The sequence below is a fragment of the Proteus sp. G3927 genome (genome assembly GCF_963894685.1).
Lineage (GTDB): Bacteria > Pseudomonadota > Gammaproteobacteria > Enterobacterales > Enterobacteriaceae > Proteus > Proteus mirabilis.
Genome location: NZ_CAWQGX010000030.1, coordinates 340346 through 356856, shown reverse-complemented (window position 1 = coordinate 356856; position 16511 = coordinate 340346). Strand labels below are relative to the sequence as shown.

Below are 16511 nucleotides of genomic sequence, written 5' to 3'. Positions count from 1 at the left end.
AAGCCATTAAAGACCAAGCCTACAACAATGCCATGGCACAATACGGCACGGGCAGCGACTTCCAAAAAGCCGCCCAAGCGGTGACAGGATTACTGCAAGGGCTGGCAGGTGATAATTTAGCCGGTGCATTGGCGAATGCCTCGTCACCGTACTTAGCAACATTGATAAAACAGCAGGTTGGCGAAGATAATAAAGCCGCGAATGCCATGGCACATGCAGTATTAGGTGCCGTGGTCGCTGAGCTAAATAACCAATCTGCCGTTGCAGGTGGATTAGGTGCTGGTAGCGGTGAACTGTCCGCTCATGTTATCTTAAACACCCTCTTCCCAGGCAAGAAGGTTTCAGACTTAACCGAGAGTGAGAAACAGCAAGTCAGTGCACTAAGCCAATTGGCAGCAGGTCTTGCTGGTGGACTGACTACCGGTGATATGGCCGGTGCAATTACTGGCTCGCAAGCTGGGAAAAATGCGGTTGAGAATAACTATCTTAGCGACTCAGAGCACCGCCAGAAGACGTCACTGGAGCTAAAAGAGAAGCAAGGTAAGATCACTGAGGTCGAGCAACAGAAACTCGCTGAGCTGCGAATTAAAGATACAGAAACAACACAAAGATTACTTGATGCCTGTGCAGGCGGTGTTTCACCTGAATGTACCGCTGCTAGAAAAGATGCATTCAAAACGATAGATACCTACGTCAGTTTGACGTATCAAAATCCAAAAACAGCGCAGGCTGGTTATCAAGAAATTGAAAGGCTATTGAATTCGACTTCACCGGAAGCACAGCAAGCATATAATCTATTGGAATCTTATACTAAAGCGTTTAAAAACTTTGGGTATACAGATGAAGAAGCTCGCTCACGTGCGGGAATGTATGTTGGTTCGATTTATTTGCTTGGTGGTACGTCTGCAGTTGCAAACTCAGGCGCATTAGTAAAACAGTTTGGAAAAGATGTTGCTAAGCCAAATGTTAAACCAAATGAAAGCTCATTAACTGGTAAACCTTCACCTAATGTAGTAGAAGATACGATTAGAAAGAATTTAGAAGCAAATCAGAAAGGAAATGAATCTTCGAAGTTTGCGGATTACTTGACTAAAGAAGAACAGGTATTTGCTAATAAAGCTCAGAAAGAGCTTATTAATGAAATAAATATGTTTTCTTCTAAAAGTCAGGCTTCTAAAAATGCAACAATGATCGGAGCTTATGATTCTTCTACAGGTAAAACAGCCGTAGGTAATAGTAATGCAAATATTACAGCAGATTCATTACATCCGACGACAGTCAGCTACATAGAAAAGCAGCTGGGCGTTAAGATAGGAGAGTTTACAAGTTTTTGTAAAAACAAGGCTGGAGCATGCGCAGAGGTATCAGCAGCGGATCAGCTTATTAGGCAGGGTTCCAATCCCTCAAAGATTAAGTTTACTGAAGCATTAAGACCTAGAGATGTTTGGCGAAAAGATGATATCCCAGCAGATGCAATAATTCCATCTTGCGACAACTGCAGTGTTACATGGCCAAAAGGAAAGTAATAATGAGTGTTTTAAATGAAAATTGGGAGCCCGGTTTTGGAGCAATTTATACTTGGTTTGCAATGGATAAACATGGAAAAATTGCGGTTATGGTAAATAACTGTTTTGGTGATCTACCAATAAATTTGTTAAGTATTAAAAATGTAGAATCATTGCTTGATCATCTTTGTGAATATATGTGGGAAGAATCTCAAGTATTTAACCATTATCCGAAAAACAAGAATGGCAATTTTGAACTTGATTTATACTCTGCTTGGCGACAACGCTCTGATTTAGATAGGAATAATATTATCTGTGTTCTTCAAGCTGACTTGATAAAATCAGGTCATTATAGTGAGGCTAATCTATCCGCTAATAAAGGTTTTTTTGTTTATCATGGAGTTGAAGGCAGTAAGGAAGGAGAAGACTATCCTGTTGGTTTTACTGGAAAAACTAAAATGGGAGACTATTTTAGGTATTTAGTACCAACAATATACGCCTCAATCAATGATTTTCCAGAAGAATTACGTCATGGAATAGCTGTTTCGGATACAGTAGATTTTACTATCGATAGAGTGTTGGATAACGATAAAATCAACGAATACTTCCCAAAAATGTACCGCTAGTAATAATATAATTAAGGAGATTTTAGCGTAATACTAAAATCTCCTTACATTTTTATATGTTATTATCCTTCAACTAATTACCACTTAAGATGACTTTTGGGGCGGGGGTTCAGTTTACCTCGATTGGGAAAGTAGCCCTCTATCTATATAGCGTCTGGTTTTAATTCCGCTTTATCTCTTTCTATGCTCAAAAATGCACGTCTAGGCACTTGTGTTCGGCGAGTATTCCCTGGGGAGATTAGTTTATAACAAACTGAAAATACTAAAAAATGAGTTTTATCTAGCTGAATATAAATGGAATAAGTTGTTGTTTTGCCTTACAACTGCGCACTAATGCCAACCGTCGAAAAGCGAAACCCACACCGACAGCCACCAGTCGCAAGGCAGTACCTTATTTACCGATATGAAGACCGCAGACTGAGTAATAGAAATGGTGTAGCTGCAAATAAAGATAAAATATCTACTTTTATGGTTGAAAGCGATACTCGAATAGTCCTTAATCATGGTTCGTCTACAAATATAAATAGAGTTATCTATAAAGAACAAATATTAATAAATAATTAACTTACCATCATCAAAAAAATAACAATTTAATTTTTAAAATTACTCTACACTTACTCTAAAAAAGATAAAAATTATTTTTATCTTTAGTAATATCTATGATAATTGGATAGCTACAGTTTAAAAATAGAATAAATATAAAATAACAATCACTTTAAGAATATCTTAATTAGATAAATTAAAAATATATCAATTTGTAATTAAATAAAATTATAGATTGTGTATTATAGAGTATTATTTATATTTTTAAATTTATAAAAAGGAATGGCTATATGAAAAAATTGCTATTTAGTCTTGCTACGCTGATTGTAATGTCAACACCAGCATTAGCTACTCCACCAGGCGCTAACTTAAAAATAAACGGTGATATTACTCCCCCTACTTGCACCGTTAATGCTGGTGATAATGATATTATTATTGATTATGGTGTAATATCCCCCTCTTTTATTCCTGCTGAGGAAAATTACGCACTAGGAGCTAAGAGTGCCAATATCAAAATATCCTGTGACGCAAGCAATTATTTAACACTTAAGGTATCAGATACTTATAAAACAAGTTCAACAGATTCAGCGAAAATTAGCGTTTTTGGATTAGTTAATGCAAAAAATACAGAACAAGAGATTGGTGGATATATAATTGATGTCATTGATATCAAAGTTGATAATAAACGAGCTTATTTAGGAAGAGTGGCAGATAAGATTTGGACTGGATCGTCTGCAACTATTTTTAAAGATACCTTAACAGCGTTAACTAGTGAACCTCAAGCCCAGGTTGATAAAAACAATTTAAAACTTATAGCTGGAAAAGTGTTTAATGCAAAAATACAAATAGGAGCTTATAACGAAAGTAGGTATGCGTATATTTTATCAAGAAAAAAATTGGCACAAAACAATATCGATTTAACTGATAGAATTGATTATATAGGTGAAGCTGTTTTTACTTTTAACTTTGGTGTCTAAATTTCAAAATCATTGATAATCACAATATAATATATGTTAATTTTTATTGTGATTATCTTGTGTTATCAACTTATCTATAATGCTGTGTACTGATCGTGCTGATACCTAAAAACCGCCAATCAACCCTTCAGCTAAACTTAATCACATGCCAATAAGAGAGTAATTACTATAACGATAACAAAAAAAGAATCCCCCTCTTTCGTCAAAAGCGTGAGGAAATATCTCTATTTTCGTTAATCCAAACTCTGCACTCTAACTATTTTTATTAATATAAATTATCAGTATTAATACTTAAAATATGACACAACAACTAAAAATAATTAACTTTAAAAAATATCTTTTAGCGAATTATTTTCAATAAAAACAAAACACAAACATATCTATATATCACATCAATAAAAATAAACCTTCCCCTTAAAGTTAGAGACTAAATAGCTATAATAATCAACTATATTATTTAATTACTGCTACGATTATTTTAGTAATAAAAACGCCTAATTGTGATAGTGATTGGAAGAAATAATAAGAAAGTTATCTATACTAAACTAATATCAAATTTTAAGTATCAAAATATTAAAGGAGTTTGACGAAATGATACGATGTGTTCGCTTATGGACCGGAGAAGATGGTAACTCTTTATTTGAAGAAGGTATCATCGAATTTAAGGATAGTTCACGAGGCGATAGTGAAAGTTTGCCAATTGCTGTTTCAGAGTTATCGTTTAGAGAAACAACTTCAGGTGGTTCATATGATTGGCATCAAGATCCCGTTCCTCGTTATGTTATTACGTTATCAGGAACATTAGAGTTTGAAACAAAAGATGGCTCAACTTTTATCATTAAACCCGGTGATGTGTTGTTAGCGCAAGATAACAGTGGCACTGGTCATAAATGGCGTCTTATGGATGATGAACCTTGGCGACGAGCTTATGTTGTTTACAAAGAAGATGCAGGATTATGTTTTAAACCTACCAAAACAACTAAGTAATTGGGGTCTGTATGAATAAAACTATTAGTGAACATGTAGATGTCGCGCTCATTGGTGCTGGCATTATGAGTGCAACACTTGGCACACTTCTTAAAGAACTAGAGCCTAATTTAAAAGTCGCGATGTTTGAAAGACTTAATGATTGTGGTCAAGAAAGCTCTAACTCATGGAATAACGCGGGAACAGGACATGCTGCTAACTGTGAGCTAAATTATACGCCACCAAATCCTGACGGCACCGTTAATATCAGTAAAGCGTTAGAAGTGAACACCGAGTTCGATTTATCGCGCCAATTATGGTCTTATTTAGTAACAAAAGGAAAAATTGCCGATCCGCGTGATTTTATTCATGCTTGCCCTCATATGAGTTTTGTTTGGGGTGCAGATAACGTTAAATTCCTTCATCAACGCTATCGCCAAATGTCTGCCAATCACTGTTATGAAAATATGCAATACAGTGAAGACAAACAGCAAATTGAAGATTGGGCGCCATTAATTATGGAAGGGCGTGATCCGAATCAACAGCTTGCTGTCACCCGAGTAGCTACTGGTACTGATGTCGATTATGGCGCATTAACACATCTATTAGTTAAGCAACTTTCTCAACAAGATAATTTTGAGTTGCACTATAAACATGATGTTATTGATATCAAAAGAAATGAGACTGGTGGTTGGAATATCGAAGTTAAAGATCTCACCACCCATGATAAATACCTAATTACAGCTAAATATGTATTTGTTGGTGCCGGTGGACGTGCTATCGATTTACTCCAAAAATCAGGTATTCCAGAAGGTAAAGGCTACGGTGGTTTCCCTGTTAGTGGTATTTGGCTACGTTGTGATGAAGATAAAATCAGCTCTCGCCATCATGCCAAAGTTTATGGAAAAGCAGATGTAGGCTCACCACCGATGTCTGTCCCCCATCTTGATACTCGTATTATTGCAGGTAAACGCTCCCTACTCTTTGGCCCTTATGCTGGTTTTTCAAGTAAATTTTTAAAACACGGCTCCTATTTAGATTTATTTGAGTCAATTCGCCCCAGCAATATTGAACCTATGCTAGATGTCGCGAAAGATAACTGGTCATTAACTGAATATTTAATTGGTCAAGTATTACAAACGTCAGCACATCAATTTGAAATGCTTAAACAGTTCTATCCTCAGGCTCAACATGAGGATTGGCAAGAAGCTGTTGCAGGTCAACGAGTGCAGATTATTAAACCCGCAGCTAAACATCATGGCGTATTAGAGTTTGGTACTGAGCTAATTAGTAGCGCAGATAAATCATTTTCAGTGTTATTGGGGGCATCACCTGGCGCTTCTACAGCAGCATTTATTGCCATCAATATCATTAAATCTTGCTTTAAACAGCAACTTGAAAATGAGGGTTGGGAAGATCGTCTTAAAACGATTATTCCAACTTATGGTATTGATCTCAAAATAGATGCCGATGCTTGTCGTAATATTCGTGCATCAACGGCTAAGATATTAAAATTAGAAACACCTTAGTTATATCTTACCGATAAAAATAAAACAGACCGGAAATTAAAGGTCTGTTTTATTTTTTATTTGCATCGTTATTATTAATTACCCTTTTCCAAGTAAATATACTTAGAAAAATTACATCATTTCTACAATAGTGATACCACCAATAATAGAAAGTAATGAACATAGCGTACTTAATAATACAGTGCCCGTTGCCATATCAGCATAGGCCTTATTTGTAATAGCTAAAGCAGGCACCGCTGTTGCAGTAGGCAATACACCAATTAGAAAGACGGCTTTTAATAATTCAGTTTCTAATCCAAGTGCAAATCCCGTTCCTAAAATTAATGCCCCTTGTACAACATTCTTTATTATCACATTAAAAACAATTTCAGTATTAACTTTGAGTTTGAGCCCTGAAATTAATAGTCCTAAGAAAAATAATGCTACACCACCAGATGTTTTCCCTATTTCATTCACTGAGTTTTGTAAAATCTCTGGTAGCTTAACGCCGAAAATAGCTAGCATAGCCCCCAAAATAGGCAGGAAAACTAATGGCTGAGAGATAGCATTAAGCAATGACTGTAAAATGCTTTTTCCTTGTTTGGCACCACTAATGATCATGATAGTAAAAGGTAAAATAATTACCGTGTAGATCAAATTTCCCACCACCATAGCAATCAAACCAGATGAGCCGACTGTTGCCAGTAATACTGGTGGTCCACAATAAGCCATATCAGGAAATGAAACCGATAATGCCTGCATTGCTGAGTTCTTTTTATCATGTTTAAAAAAGAACTTGCCGCCTAAAAAACCAATAAGATAAGAAACAATTAATCCTACCGCGAGAGCTAATAGATAGTCGATATTAAAGAAAACCGACGGAGAAGCTTGGGTTGCCGCTAAAAAGAGTGAAAAAGGCAGAGCAATTTTAACGACAAAATCAGCAAAGGCTTGTGAATACTCTCTTTTAATAAATCCATATTTACCGGAAAGCCAGCCAACTAAAAGCCCTAAGATAATGGGGCCCAGCGCTGCTAAAATGGTTTGTAGTAACATATTACCTCTGGTTGCTTAATATAGTGTCCCCACTTTATTCAATGTCTATAACTGATAACAAAATAGTTATCTATTATATGAATAAAGTAAAAATATTCGTATTATTACCTAGTAATAAAAATTAGAACATTTTAATTATCGGATATATTTAAAATCATTCAAATGATAAATAACAATATTACTTCACAATGATCAACAGGATACTTTATCGAGTAAACTAAACAGGGAAGTAAACCAACACGGCAATTAGGATTTTAAGTATTTTTACTTAAAATAAACCTAACAATGGTAATAAACAGATAATAAAAGAATAGTTTTTGAATAAAAAATAAAATAGGTAGCAATAAATTAAACCATATGGAAATGATTAATCGAGCTTATTTTAATATATATGACAATGATATATTGCGTTTTTCAGCCTAAGGACACTGTTTAGGCACATCATTTAGCTGTTGATGCTGTTGCTCAAAGAGCACTTTTTTCTTATCTGCTTCTTGGATTATTTTTAATATATAGATACTATCAAAATCACCACTTTCCCATTTAGGAATAGCTTTTGGATCACCACCAAATTGCGCCACAATATCTCTTACTACTTTAACTAAATTATCATGCTCCCAAGCAATAAAAATGACTGAATTCTGATATTCTTCGCTCAGCAGTTTATTACGTAATGGGTCTATCTCTTTGGCATGGTAATTTAAATGGATTGGCAGTGATGTTTTCACCGCAAGAGGTGTTAAAGTTTGAAGAGAGCGTAATGAATTTCCAAGTTTATTTTGTTTTGGTGCTGCAGCAAATAACGCATCAGGCTGACCAAATTGTGTTATCAATCGATTAGGTAACGCTAACGCACGATTTAATCCCTGACAACTTAATTGCCCGCTATCATTATCAGGCTTTTCACCATGACGGATAAATACCAGCGTTTGTTCTGAATAAGCCATAAGATTAAATCCATATAAAATGAGGCTCAAAAAGATAATGATATAGCGCATATAACACTCCTTTTGAGCCGTTTAATTTTTAGCCAAAGACTTTGGTTAGATGTGCTTTATATTCTACAATATCTTTCTCAATATTAGGCTCTTTAATGACGTTGTTGGTCATAAAAGTAGGCAGCTGAGATAAACCAAGAAATTGTTGTGATTTATGAAAAGCAAAATAGACACCATCAACCCCTCGCCCATCAAAGAAATTACCAAATTCATTGAAAGCTTCAATAGGGGCATTCCAAGTCACGGAGATCATATATTGCTTACCTTGCAACAATCCCCCGCTACCATATTGTTTGCTTGGATCATGACGAGTACGTCCATCGTTTTCATATAGTTTGCCGTGACCATAAGTATAAACTTCATCCATATACTTTTTCACTTTCCATGGCATCATCATCCACCAGCCCGGCATCTGATAAATAATAGTATCAGCCCAGATAAATTTCTCTATCTCTTCGTTGATATCATAGCCTTCTTCAATTTGTGTTTCTTTTACCTGATGCCCTAATGTCGCCAAATGTGCCAGAGCGATATCATGTAATGTACGGTTTAATTGTCCTGCAGAATGCCCAAATTTTTGTCCACCGTTAATAAGTAGAATATTCATATTTACTCCTAATTTTCTTACTACTAAATATTTAATATGAGCTATTTTAACAGAAAATAAACGGATGCACTTCAGGGCAAAAAATCACCCAAAAGAGACACTGCAGTATTAATCACTTTTATCGAAACAAAATAAACCAACAATAAGTTAAAAATGCTAAAAAAGTAGCCATTAATCACTGTGTATTTCAATAAAGTGGATTATTGCTTTTATCGCAAAAGTCTATTGTTTATTGTCTACTTTATTGCCTATCTAGCGCTAATTAAACTTTTTACCAATTTAACATTACCTTTATACGCTATTTTACTAGGAACAATAATGAAAGCATTTTTTCCTTTATTTACCCTCGCTACAGGAGCATTTGCCATAGGAGCCACCGAATTTACACCTATGGGATTGCTACCTAATATTGCTAATGGACTGAGTATTTCCATAGCAACCGCAGGTGGATTAATTACTGGTTATGCTGTTGGGGTGATGATTGGTGCACCTATTATGACATTAAGTCTTGGCAAATTAACCAAACGTCATGCATTGGGATTATTGTTATTATTATTTATTGCAGGAAATCTATTAGCCGCACAAGCAGATAGTTATTGGAGCTTAATGATAGCTCGGTTGATCACTAGCCTAAATCATGGTGCTTTTTTTGGTATCGGCTCTGTCGTTGCTGCCAGTTTAGTTGAAAAACATAAACAAGCCTCTGCCGTCGCTGCTATGTTTATGGGATTGACTATCGCTAATTTAGTCGGTGTACCCTTAGTCACTTGGATTGGACAACAATATGGCTGGAGATTAGCCTTTATATTAATTTCAGGTCTGGGTTTTATTACCCTAATCGGATTATTAATGTTTTTACCTGTTATGCCTAAAGGAAATAAGCCTAATATTAAATATGAACTGGGTGTTCTTACTCGCTTACCCGTTGTATTAGCACTATTAACAACCGTATTTGGTGCCTCTGCACTTTTTGCCTTGTATACCTACATTGCTCCTTTTTTAACCAATACCGTTCATATATCTGAAAGCCATGTCGCTGTGGTATTAGTTATTATTGGTCTAGGATTTACTATCGGGAATTACTTAGGAGGAAAACTATCTTCTTACGGTATCGAAAAAACATTAATCCTTTTCTTCATCCAACTTATCGGCTCTATGTCAGTTTTGCCGTTAGTTTCCAATAATGTGTATCTGGCAGTGGCGACTATTTTTATTTGGAGTATCTCAAGCTTTGCACTTGTTCCCGCGTTACAAATTAAAACAATGCAAATCGCCCATGATGCACCCGCCTTAGTTTCATCGGTAAATATAGGTGCGTTTAATTTAGGTAATGCTATCGGAGCCATCATCGGCGGTATCGCATTAAAATACAGTTATAACATTGTGCCTTTAACCGCGGCACTGGTAGGCGTTATTGGCCTGCTTCTCGTCTATTCACAAATCAAAATAAAAAAATCGTTCTCCTCAGAATGTTGCGTTAATTCTTTATAAGCGTAAATAGCTCAATATAATCTCAAACTGCGATTCATAATGAGTCGCAGTTTGATTGCTTTTTGATTTAATCGCTGTTCAACACTGCTAATCACAATCACCATACAGATGCTTTTTATGAACAACATGGCTATTTTTCACTCTGAGCATAAAATAACCTCAAATGTTAAATCCTAAAACATTGCTAACATAACTTATGAGATTATTTATCAACGATAAAGATTTTTATCAGCTGATCTTGCTTTTTATGGGCGTTATTTTCAAACTCTCAGACTTTATAAGCGATCGTACTTAACGCGATTTCAAATAAACAAGCGTCAAAGTCTGTAGAAAAAACAAGCAGCAAAAACAGAATAAACCTGATTGTTAAGTGGCAGAAATTTTCGCTACTTGCACCCGATAACAAAGAAATAATAATAAGCGGAAAAACAGATAAGTGAGTGAAAATGATATGCTGACAATTTTCTAGTTTATGTATTATTTCCCCTTTGTTAATACCCTAACAATAGTCGTTTTAGTCACCATTAAAAATAGAGAGTAATAATAAGACATCCTCTTTTTTGGTATATATGACGATTTTTTATTAAGAAAAAAGCAGATCTCGATCACTATTTTAACTTTAGCTATATTTACTAGCCATTCAATATTTACAGCATTCTTATCTAATCACTTGTTTAAATATTAATTATCACACTGATTTGTAATACAAATAATTTACCTATTATACTAGTAATATCATAATGTAACATAAAAAAGAACTTCATCACTGATAGTAAAGTGTCAACTAAACAATTTGTATAATATTATCTTTTCTTTATGAATTCTGAATGACTAATATATCTAACATTAATCATATTCTTATTTATTGGAACAAAGCAATATAAAATAAATTAGCGTTTATTTTTTATCATCTTTATTTTCCACAAAAAAATAAATAAAAAATCTTAAAATAAAAAAACTTTTAAAATTAAAAATAAAAAGAATTAATCTCTATATAAATTTAAAAATAAAATATTATTATTTATTAATTATAATGAAAGATAAAATATAAAAAATAATTAATATCAATAATGAATATATTAAATGGTAACGTACTTTGGTTTATAAAACTGATTTTTATAACACAGACAAAAAACATTAGAAAAATTTATATTTTATAGGTGTCGAATGAGCCGGATACCAATAAAAAAAGCTAATTTAGGCTTTAATGTATCGAACAAGTTACCAGTATAAGTAATAAAAAACTCTATTTTTACTATCAAAAATCATCTTGATAACAATAACAATAAATTAATTACATTGATAAAAGTCAAAAAACAAGACAAATAATAACTAGTTAGTAACAAAAATAGATTTTTTTTATATTTGTCACACAATTGATTTTATTCTATTACATCTTTCTAAATTTTTCCTACAATAGCCCACAACCTAACCTGACAATAGTTTAAGTAACGAATGCTTATATTATTTCTTTAGGTAACTATCTTTTTTTCTTTATGATTTATCGTTTCAGCAAAATAGAAAACCATCAAACTAAGTGCCCTACACAAAACATAAATGACGAATGAATAGGTTTGCCGGTGCAGTGATAAACGATAAAAAATTGCAAACTTAAGGATAAAAATAATTATGTCAGACTATCTATCATTTTTACTGGGAATTGTTCCTTTAGCCGTTCTGATTTTTATGATTTTAAAAATGAAATCGGCCGTTCATCACGCTGTCCTCGTTTCGCTAATTATCACTGTGGCTCTCGCTATTTTTCATTGGAATAACACCCTTCAATTTGCCTCTGTATCTGTACTTTATGGTGCGGTAAAGGGGTTATGGCCGATTATCATCGTTATTCTGGCGGCTATTTACAGCTATAACCTAATGCTAAAAACAGGGGGAATGGAGGTATTAAAAGACGTATTAGCGGGGATCAGCGATGATAAACGCGTACAAGTTTTACTTATCTCTTGGTGTTTTGGCGGTTTTTTAGAAGCAGTTGCAGGTTATGGTACAGCAGTTGCTATTCCTATCGGTATTTTAATCGCACTAGGTTTTGATCCCTTTAAAGCAGCTGTCGCTTCACTAGTCGCAAATACGGTACCTACCGCATTTGGTGCCGTTGGTATTCCAGTGTCTATTTTGGCACAAAATACCGGCCTTGATGTATTGGTGTTAAGTAAAACCATTATTATCCAACTTGGTTTATTCAATATTCTATTACCTTTTGTCATTGTTGCTATTGCTGGTGGTGGTATTAAAGCCATTAAAGGTGTCGGCTTTATTACTTTAATGTGTGGGATCAGCACCTTAATCCCTCAATATATTGTCGCAGCTAATTTAGGTGCGGAATTACCTGCCTTTGCAGGAAGCCTAGTCAGTCTGATTGTGGTTATTTTCTTGGCTAAACGCATGAAAACAGGCCATGATAAAAGTAAACAGCCAACAAAACACTCAGCTAAAGAGCTATTAGTCGCTAGCTCTATCTATCTGTTTACTTTTATTTTTATCTTAGCCTGCTCTCCGCTATTCCCTACAATCCAAACCGCAGTAGGAACTATTGCAACTAAAATTCCTTTTGTATTAAGTGATACTCAAACTGAATATCAAACTATTGCTTGGTTAAGTACGCCTGGGGTATTGATTATTTTAGCGAGTTTTGTTGGTGGCACTATTCAAGGTGCAAGCCTTTCAACGCTCTTTTCTGTATTAGTAAAAACCACAATTCAATTAAAGAACTCCATTATTGCCATTATGGCTATTGTTGCGATGGCAACGGTAATGGATTTCAGTGGCATGATTGGTAGCATTGCGGAAACATTAGTTAACTTTACTGGCGCTGGATTTATCTTTATTGCCCCAGTCATTGGTGCACTAGGAACGTTTGTAACCGGAAGCGATACAAACTCTAACGTACTATTTGGCAAGCTTCAAACCAGTGCAGCGGCAAAACTCCATGTTGATCCCTTTATTCTCGCAGCGGCTAATACCTCTGGGGCGACTGGCGGTAAGATGATTTCACCACAAAGCATCGCGATCGCCGTTTCGGCGACCAAAATGGATGGGCAAAGCAGTGCCATTATGCGAGAAACATTAAAATATTGTATTGCCTATATCATCATCCTAGGTGCCAAAATCGGCATTATTTATCACTTAATGAATTAACTATACAAGATAAGTGATGGCTTATCTTGGCTATCACCTATCGCTTTGACATAACGAAAATAAAGAAAAATAACCAATAAGAATTTTATCTTAAATAAAAATGACAACATCTGAGCGATGTTTTGGAGTTCGGTGAATGAAAGTTAATTTTTATGCAACCTGTCTTGGTGATGTGCTAAAAGCAGATTCGGCACGAGATACCGTATTATTGCTCGAAAAATTAGGTTGCGAAGTATTATTTCAAGAGCGCCAGGGTTGCTGTGGTCAGCCAGCACTTAATAGCGGTTATGTTAATGATGCAAAACCCGCAATGAAATCATTAATTGAGACATTAGAAGTTAATGATTATCCGATTATTTCCCCTGCAGGCTCTTGCACTTATGCGATTAAAGGCTATCCCAGCTATCTTGCCGATGAGCCTCAATGGGCGCTGCGAGCCCAAGGTGTGGCCGATCGTTTAATTGATCTTACCAGCTTTATCGTCAACACCTTAGGTGTGGTTGATGTTGGCGCCCGCCTTGTGGGTAAAGCGGTTTATCATCCCTCTTGTAGTTTAACGCGAAAGTTAGGGGTTGTTAGTGAACCTTTAACCTTATTAAAACATGTTGAAGGACTCGAAATGTTACCTTTCGCCAATTCAGAAACTTGTTGTGGTTTTGGCGGCACCTTCTCAGTAAAAATGTCAGAAATTTCCGGTGAAATGGTCACTGAAAAAGTAAAACATATCATGGAAGTCAGCCCTGATTACGTCATTGGTGCAGACACCAGTTGTTTAATTAATATTCAAGGCCGTTTAAGTCGTGAAAAGCGTCCTGTCAAAGTGCTACATATTGCACAAGTTTTAATGAGTCAATAAGGGGGCTGCAATGTCTATTAAAACCAGTAATATCGATTTTAGACCACGCTTAGCGCATGAAATGAATGATACCATTATGCGTAACGCCGTTGTTATGGCACAAGAGCGCATTGGAGCCAATCGCCAAATAATGGTAAAAGAGTTAGGTGATTGGGAAGCATGGCGTGATCGCGCAGAACAAATCCGTAACCATGTTCTTGAAAACTTAGACGCTTATCTTTATCAATTATCAGAAAAAGTGACTGAAAACGGCGGTCATGTCTATTTTGCCAAAACGGCAGAAGATGCGACACGCTATATTTGTAACGTTGCCAAACAGAAAAATGCCAAGAAAATCGTTAAATCAAAATCGATGGTAACCGAAGAAATCGGTATGAACAAAGCCTTACAAAATGAAGGTATTGAGATTATCGAAACCGACCTTGGTGAATATATTCTGCAACTGGATAACGATCCCCCTTCTCATATTGTTGTGCCGGCGATCCATAAAGATCGCTACCAAATACGTAAAGTACTAAATGAAAAACTAGGTTATCAAGGTAGTGAAACCCCTGAAGATATGACCCTTTTTATCAGGCAACGTATTCGACAAGATTTTCTTTCTGCTGATATTGGAGTCACAGGTTGTAACTTTGCGGTTGCAGAAACAGGCTCAGTCTGTTTAGTGACTAACGAAGGTAATGCACGGATGACGACCACATTACCTAAAACCCATATTGCCGTTATGGGAATGGAACGTGTTGCGCCTACTTTTGAAGAAGTCGATCCGCTGATCACGATGTTATGTCGTAGTGCGGTTGGCTCACGCCTAACCAGTTATAACACTTGGGTAACTGGACCTCGTGAAGCGGGTAATGTTGATGGCCCTGAAGAGTTTCATTTAGTGATTGTCGATAATGGTCGCTCTGAAATTTTAGGCTCACAATTTAAAGATATTCTACGCTGTATCCGTTGTGGAGCCTGTCTAAACACCTGTCCTGCTTATCGTAATATCGGTGGTCATGCTTATGGCTCTATTTATCCCGGCCCTATCGGTGCAGTTATTTCGCCACTCTTAGGAGGCTATAAAGATTTTCATGACTTACCTTATGCCTGCTCATTATGCAATGCATGTAATGTGGTCTGTCCGGTCAAAATCCCTTTAGCACAATTGATCCTTAAACATCGTCGAGTCATGGCGGAAAGTGGTTTAACACCAAAAGCTGAGCGTCGTGTAACCGGTATGTTTAATTACATTAATGCGCACCCCACGCTTTGGAAAGTTGGCATGAATGTAGGGGCTAAGATGGCGGGCTTGATGATCAAAAATGGCTCAACTCCAATCAAGATAAGTGTACTCAATGATTGGATGGCATCACGTGATCTCCCAAAACCCGATGGTTATAGTTTCCGTAGTTGGTTTAAGCGCCACAAAGCAGAAGGAAAAAAATAATATGTTAAACGAACAAAATCGTGCTGAGTTTCTGCAAACTATTGCTCAAAAATTAGGACGTGAAGTGACGCATACGCCAAAACCACAAGATCCCCCTATTAATAATTTAGCTAAAACACGCTTAACAAATTTAACCCAAGATGAATTATGCAAAGAATTTACTGATTTTGCACAAACCCAGCAAGTAAGATGCGTTATCACTAAACCAGAACAAGTGATAAATAGCTTAATAGCGCTTTGTGAAAGCTATGATTGTCAAGGTTCAGTGATAATAAGTGGTGATGAGCGCTTAAATGCACTTGGTGTAACACAAGCTATTAGTGAAAAATATGAAACTTATATTTGGGATCCTAAACTCGGTCATGAAAATATTATTCATGCTGAGCGCTCTCAAATAGGGATTGTCTTTGCGGAAGCGGGATTAACAGAATCTGGCGGGATTGTGCTGTTTTCTTCTCCGGAAAAAGGGCGTTCTGTCAGCCTGTTACCTGAAACCTCGATTGTTATTTTACGCAAAAGTGACATTTTACCGCGAGTGGCTCAACTTGCAGAGCGTTTACACAAAATGGCACAAGATGGGATCAGAATGCCTTCATGTATCAATTTAATTGGTGGTGCAAGCTCAACGGCTGATATTGAATTAATCAAAGTATGGGGAGTTCATGGCCCAGTTCATGCCGCTTATCTTATTATTGAAGATTGTTAGTTTAAACGAAACAATATAAAAACGATAACCAAATAACTTAACGTCATGGTCAACGGATTGACCCAAATACAAAACACCTTTTAT

The 16511-nt window shown here is 35.9% G+C and carries 13 protein-coding genes; 10 read left to right on the top strand and 3 right to left on the bottom strand.

The features are described 5' to 3' along the window. From AACV00_RS14675 to mqo, 5 genes are all read left to right on the top strand, one after another. Positions 1 to 1526: VENN motif pre-toxin domain-containing protein (locus tag AACV00_RS14675; protein ID WP_237612838.1), on the top strand; the 1526-nt coding region annotated here is incomplete at its 5' end. A 2-nt stretch (positions 1527 to 1528) separates the two neighbouring features. Beyond that, a complete protein-coding gene (locus AACV00_RS14670) occupies positions 1529 to 2131 on the top strand; it encodes a hypothetical protein (protein WP_036895431.1) in 603 nt (200 codons plus the stop codon). An 833-nt stretch (positions 2132 to 2964) separates the two neighbouring features. Next, on the top strand, positions 2965 to 3651 hold the full coding sequence (locus AACV00_RS14665) for a fimbrial protein (protein ID WP_036969478.1): 687 nt from the start codon (positions 2965 to 2967) through the stop codon (positions 3649 to 3651). Between the two features lie 591 nt (positions 3652 to 4242). Then, positions 4243 to 4638, top strand: a complete 396-nt coding sequence (locus tag AACV00_RS14660; RefSeq protein WP_004243954.1) for a cupin domain-containing protein — start codon at positions 4243 to 4245, stop codon at positions 4636 to 4638. Between the two features lie 11 nt (positions 4639 to 4649). Continuing rightward, positions 4650 to 6146: a malate dehydrogenase (quinone) gene (gene mqo, locus AACV00_RS14655; RefSeq protein WP_004250418.1), complete on the top strand. Its 1497-nt coding sequence runs from the start codon at positions 4650 to 4652 to the stop codon at positions 6144 to 6146. A 111-nt stretch (positions 6147 to 6257) separates the two neighbouring features. Here the strand turns inward: mqo and AACV00_RS14650 are convergent, their stop codons facing one another. From AACV00_RS14650 to AACV00_RS14640, 3 genes are all read right to left on the bottom strand, one after another. After that, the gene (locus AACV00_RS14650) at positions 6258 to 7181 is read right to left on the bottom strand and encodes an AEC family transporter (protein ID WP_004243956.1); all 924 of its coding nucleotides are present in this window, start codon (positions 7179 to 7181) and stop codon (positions 6258 to 6260) included. A gap of 419 nt (positions 7182 to 7600) precedes the next feature. Beyond that, the gene (locus AACV00_RS14645) at positions 7601 to 8179 is read right to left on the bottom strand and encodes a histidine phosphatase family protein (RefSeq protein WP_110706567.1); all 579 of its coding nucleotides are present in this window, start codon (positions 8177 to 8179) and stop codon (positions 7601 to 7603) included. A gap of 28 nt (positions 8180 to 8207) precedes the next feature. After that, the gene (locus AACV00_RS14640) at positions 8208 to 8786 is read right to left on the bottom strand and encodes an NAD(P)H-dependent oxidoreductase (RefSeq protein ID WP_004243958.1); all 579 of its coding nucleotides are present in this window, start codon (positions 8784 to 8786) and stop codon (positions 8208 to 8210) included. A 318-nt stretch (positions 8787 to 9104) separates the two neighbouring features. On the opposite strand from AACV00_RS14640, the gene AACV00_RS14635 reads away from it, so the two are divergent. The 5 genes from AACV00_RS14635 (at position 9105) to AACV00_RS14615 (ending at position 16427) form a co-directional block, all read left to right on the top strand. Beyond that, a complete protein-coding gene (locus AACV00_RS14635) occupies positions 9105 to 10277 on the top strand; it encodes an MFS transporter (protein ID WP_110706566.1) in 1173 nt (390 codons plus the stop codon). A 1629-nt stretch (positions 10278 to 11906) separates the two neighbouring features. Beyond that, positions 11907 to 13433 (top strand): L-lactate permease, encoded by a 1527-nt coding sequence (locus AACV00_RS14630; protein ID WP_004243961.1) that lies wholly within the window; start codon positions 11907 to 11909, stop codon positions 13431 to 13433. A gap of 136 nt (positions 13434 to 13569) precedes the next feature. Next, on the top strand, positions 13570 to 14289 hold the full coding sequence (locus AACV00_RS14625; protein ID WP_110706565.1) for a (Fe-S)-binding protein: 720 nt from the start codon (positions 13570 to 13572) through the stop codon (positions 14287 to 14289). Positions 14290 to 14299: 10 nt separating this feature from the next. Beyond that, complete coding sequence (locus tag AACV00_RS14620; RefSeq protein WP_004243964.1) at positions 14300 to 15721, top strand: LutB/LldF family L-lactate oxidation iron-sulfur protein; 1422 nt, start codon at positions 14300 to 14302, stop codon at positions 15719 to 15721. A 1-nt stretch (position 15722) separates the two neighbouring features. Then, positions 15723 to 16427, top strand: coding sequence for a LutC/YkgG family protein (locus AACV00_RS14615; protein WP_004250409.1), 705 nt, complete (start codon positions 15723 to 15725; stop codon positions 16425 to 16427). The last annotated feature ends 84 nt before the right edge of the window (positions 16428 to 16511 follow it).

What these genes read in the sequence shown, in the direction of transcription:
- AACV00_RS14670 (WP_036895431.1), top strand. Translation starts at nt 1,529, where the DNA reads ATGAGTGTTTTAAATGAAAATTGGGAGCCCGGTTTTGGAGCAATTTAT.
- AACV00_RS14665 (WP_036969478.1), top strand. Translation starts at nt 2,965, where the DNA reads ATGAAAAAATTGCTATTTAGTCTTGCTACGCTGATTGTAATGTCAACA.
- AACV00_RS14660 (WP_004243954.1), top strand. Translation starts at nt 4,243, where the DNA reads ATGATACGATGTGTTCGCTTATGGACCGGAGAAGATGGTAACTCTTTA.
- mqo (WP_004250418.1), top strand. Translation starts at nt 4,650, where the DNA reads ATGAATAAAACTATTAGTGAACATGTAGATGTCGCGCTCATTGGTGCT.
- AACV00_RS14650 (WP_004243956.1), bottom strand. Translation starts at nt 7,181, where the DNA reads ATGTTACTACAAACCATTTTAGCAGCGCTGGGCCCCATTATCTTAGGG.
- AACV00_RS14645 (WP_110706567.1), bottom strand. Translation starts at nt 8,179, where the DNA reads ATGCGCTATATCATTATCTTTTTGAGCCTCATTTTATATGGATTTAAT.
- AACV00_RS14640 (WP_004243958.1), bottom strand. Translation starts at nt 8,786, where the DNA reads ATGAATATTCTACTTATTAACGGTGGACAAAAATTTGGGCATTCTGCA.
- AACV00_RS14635 (WP_110706566.1), top strand. Translation starts at nt 9,105, where the DNA reads ATGAAAGCATTTTTTCCTTTATTTACCCTCGCTACAGGAGCATTTGCC.
- AACV00_RS14630 (WP_004243961.1), top strand. Translation starts at nt 11,907, where the DNA reads ATGTCAGACTATCTATCATTTTTACTGGGAATTGTTCCTTTAGCCGTT.
- AACV00_RS14625 (WP_110706565.1), top strand. Translation starts at nt 13,570, where the DNA reads ATGAAAGTTAATTTTTATGCAACCTGTCTTGGTGATGTGCTAAAAGCA.
- AACV00_RS14620 (WP_004243964.1), top strand. Translation starts at nt 14,300, where the DNA reads ATGTCTATTAAAACCAGTAATATCGATTTTAGACCACGCTTAGCGCAT.
- AACV00_RS14615 (WP_004250409.1), top strand. Translation starts at nt 15,723, where the DNA reads ATGTTAAACGAACAAAATCGTGCTGAGTTTCTGCAAACTATTGCTCAA.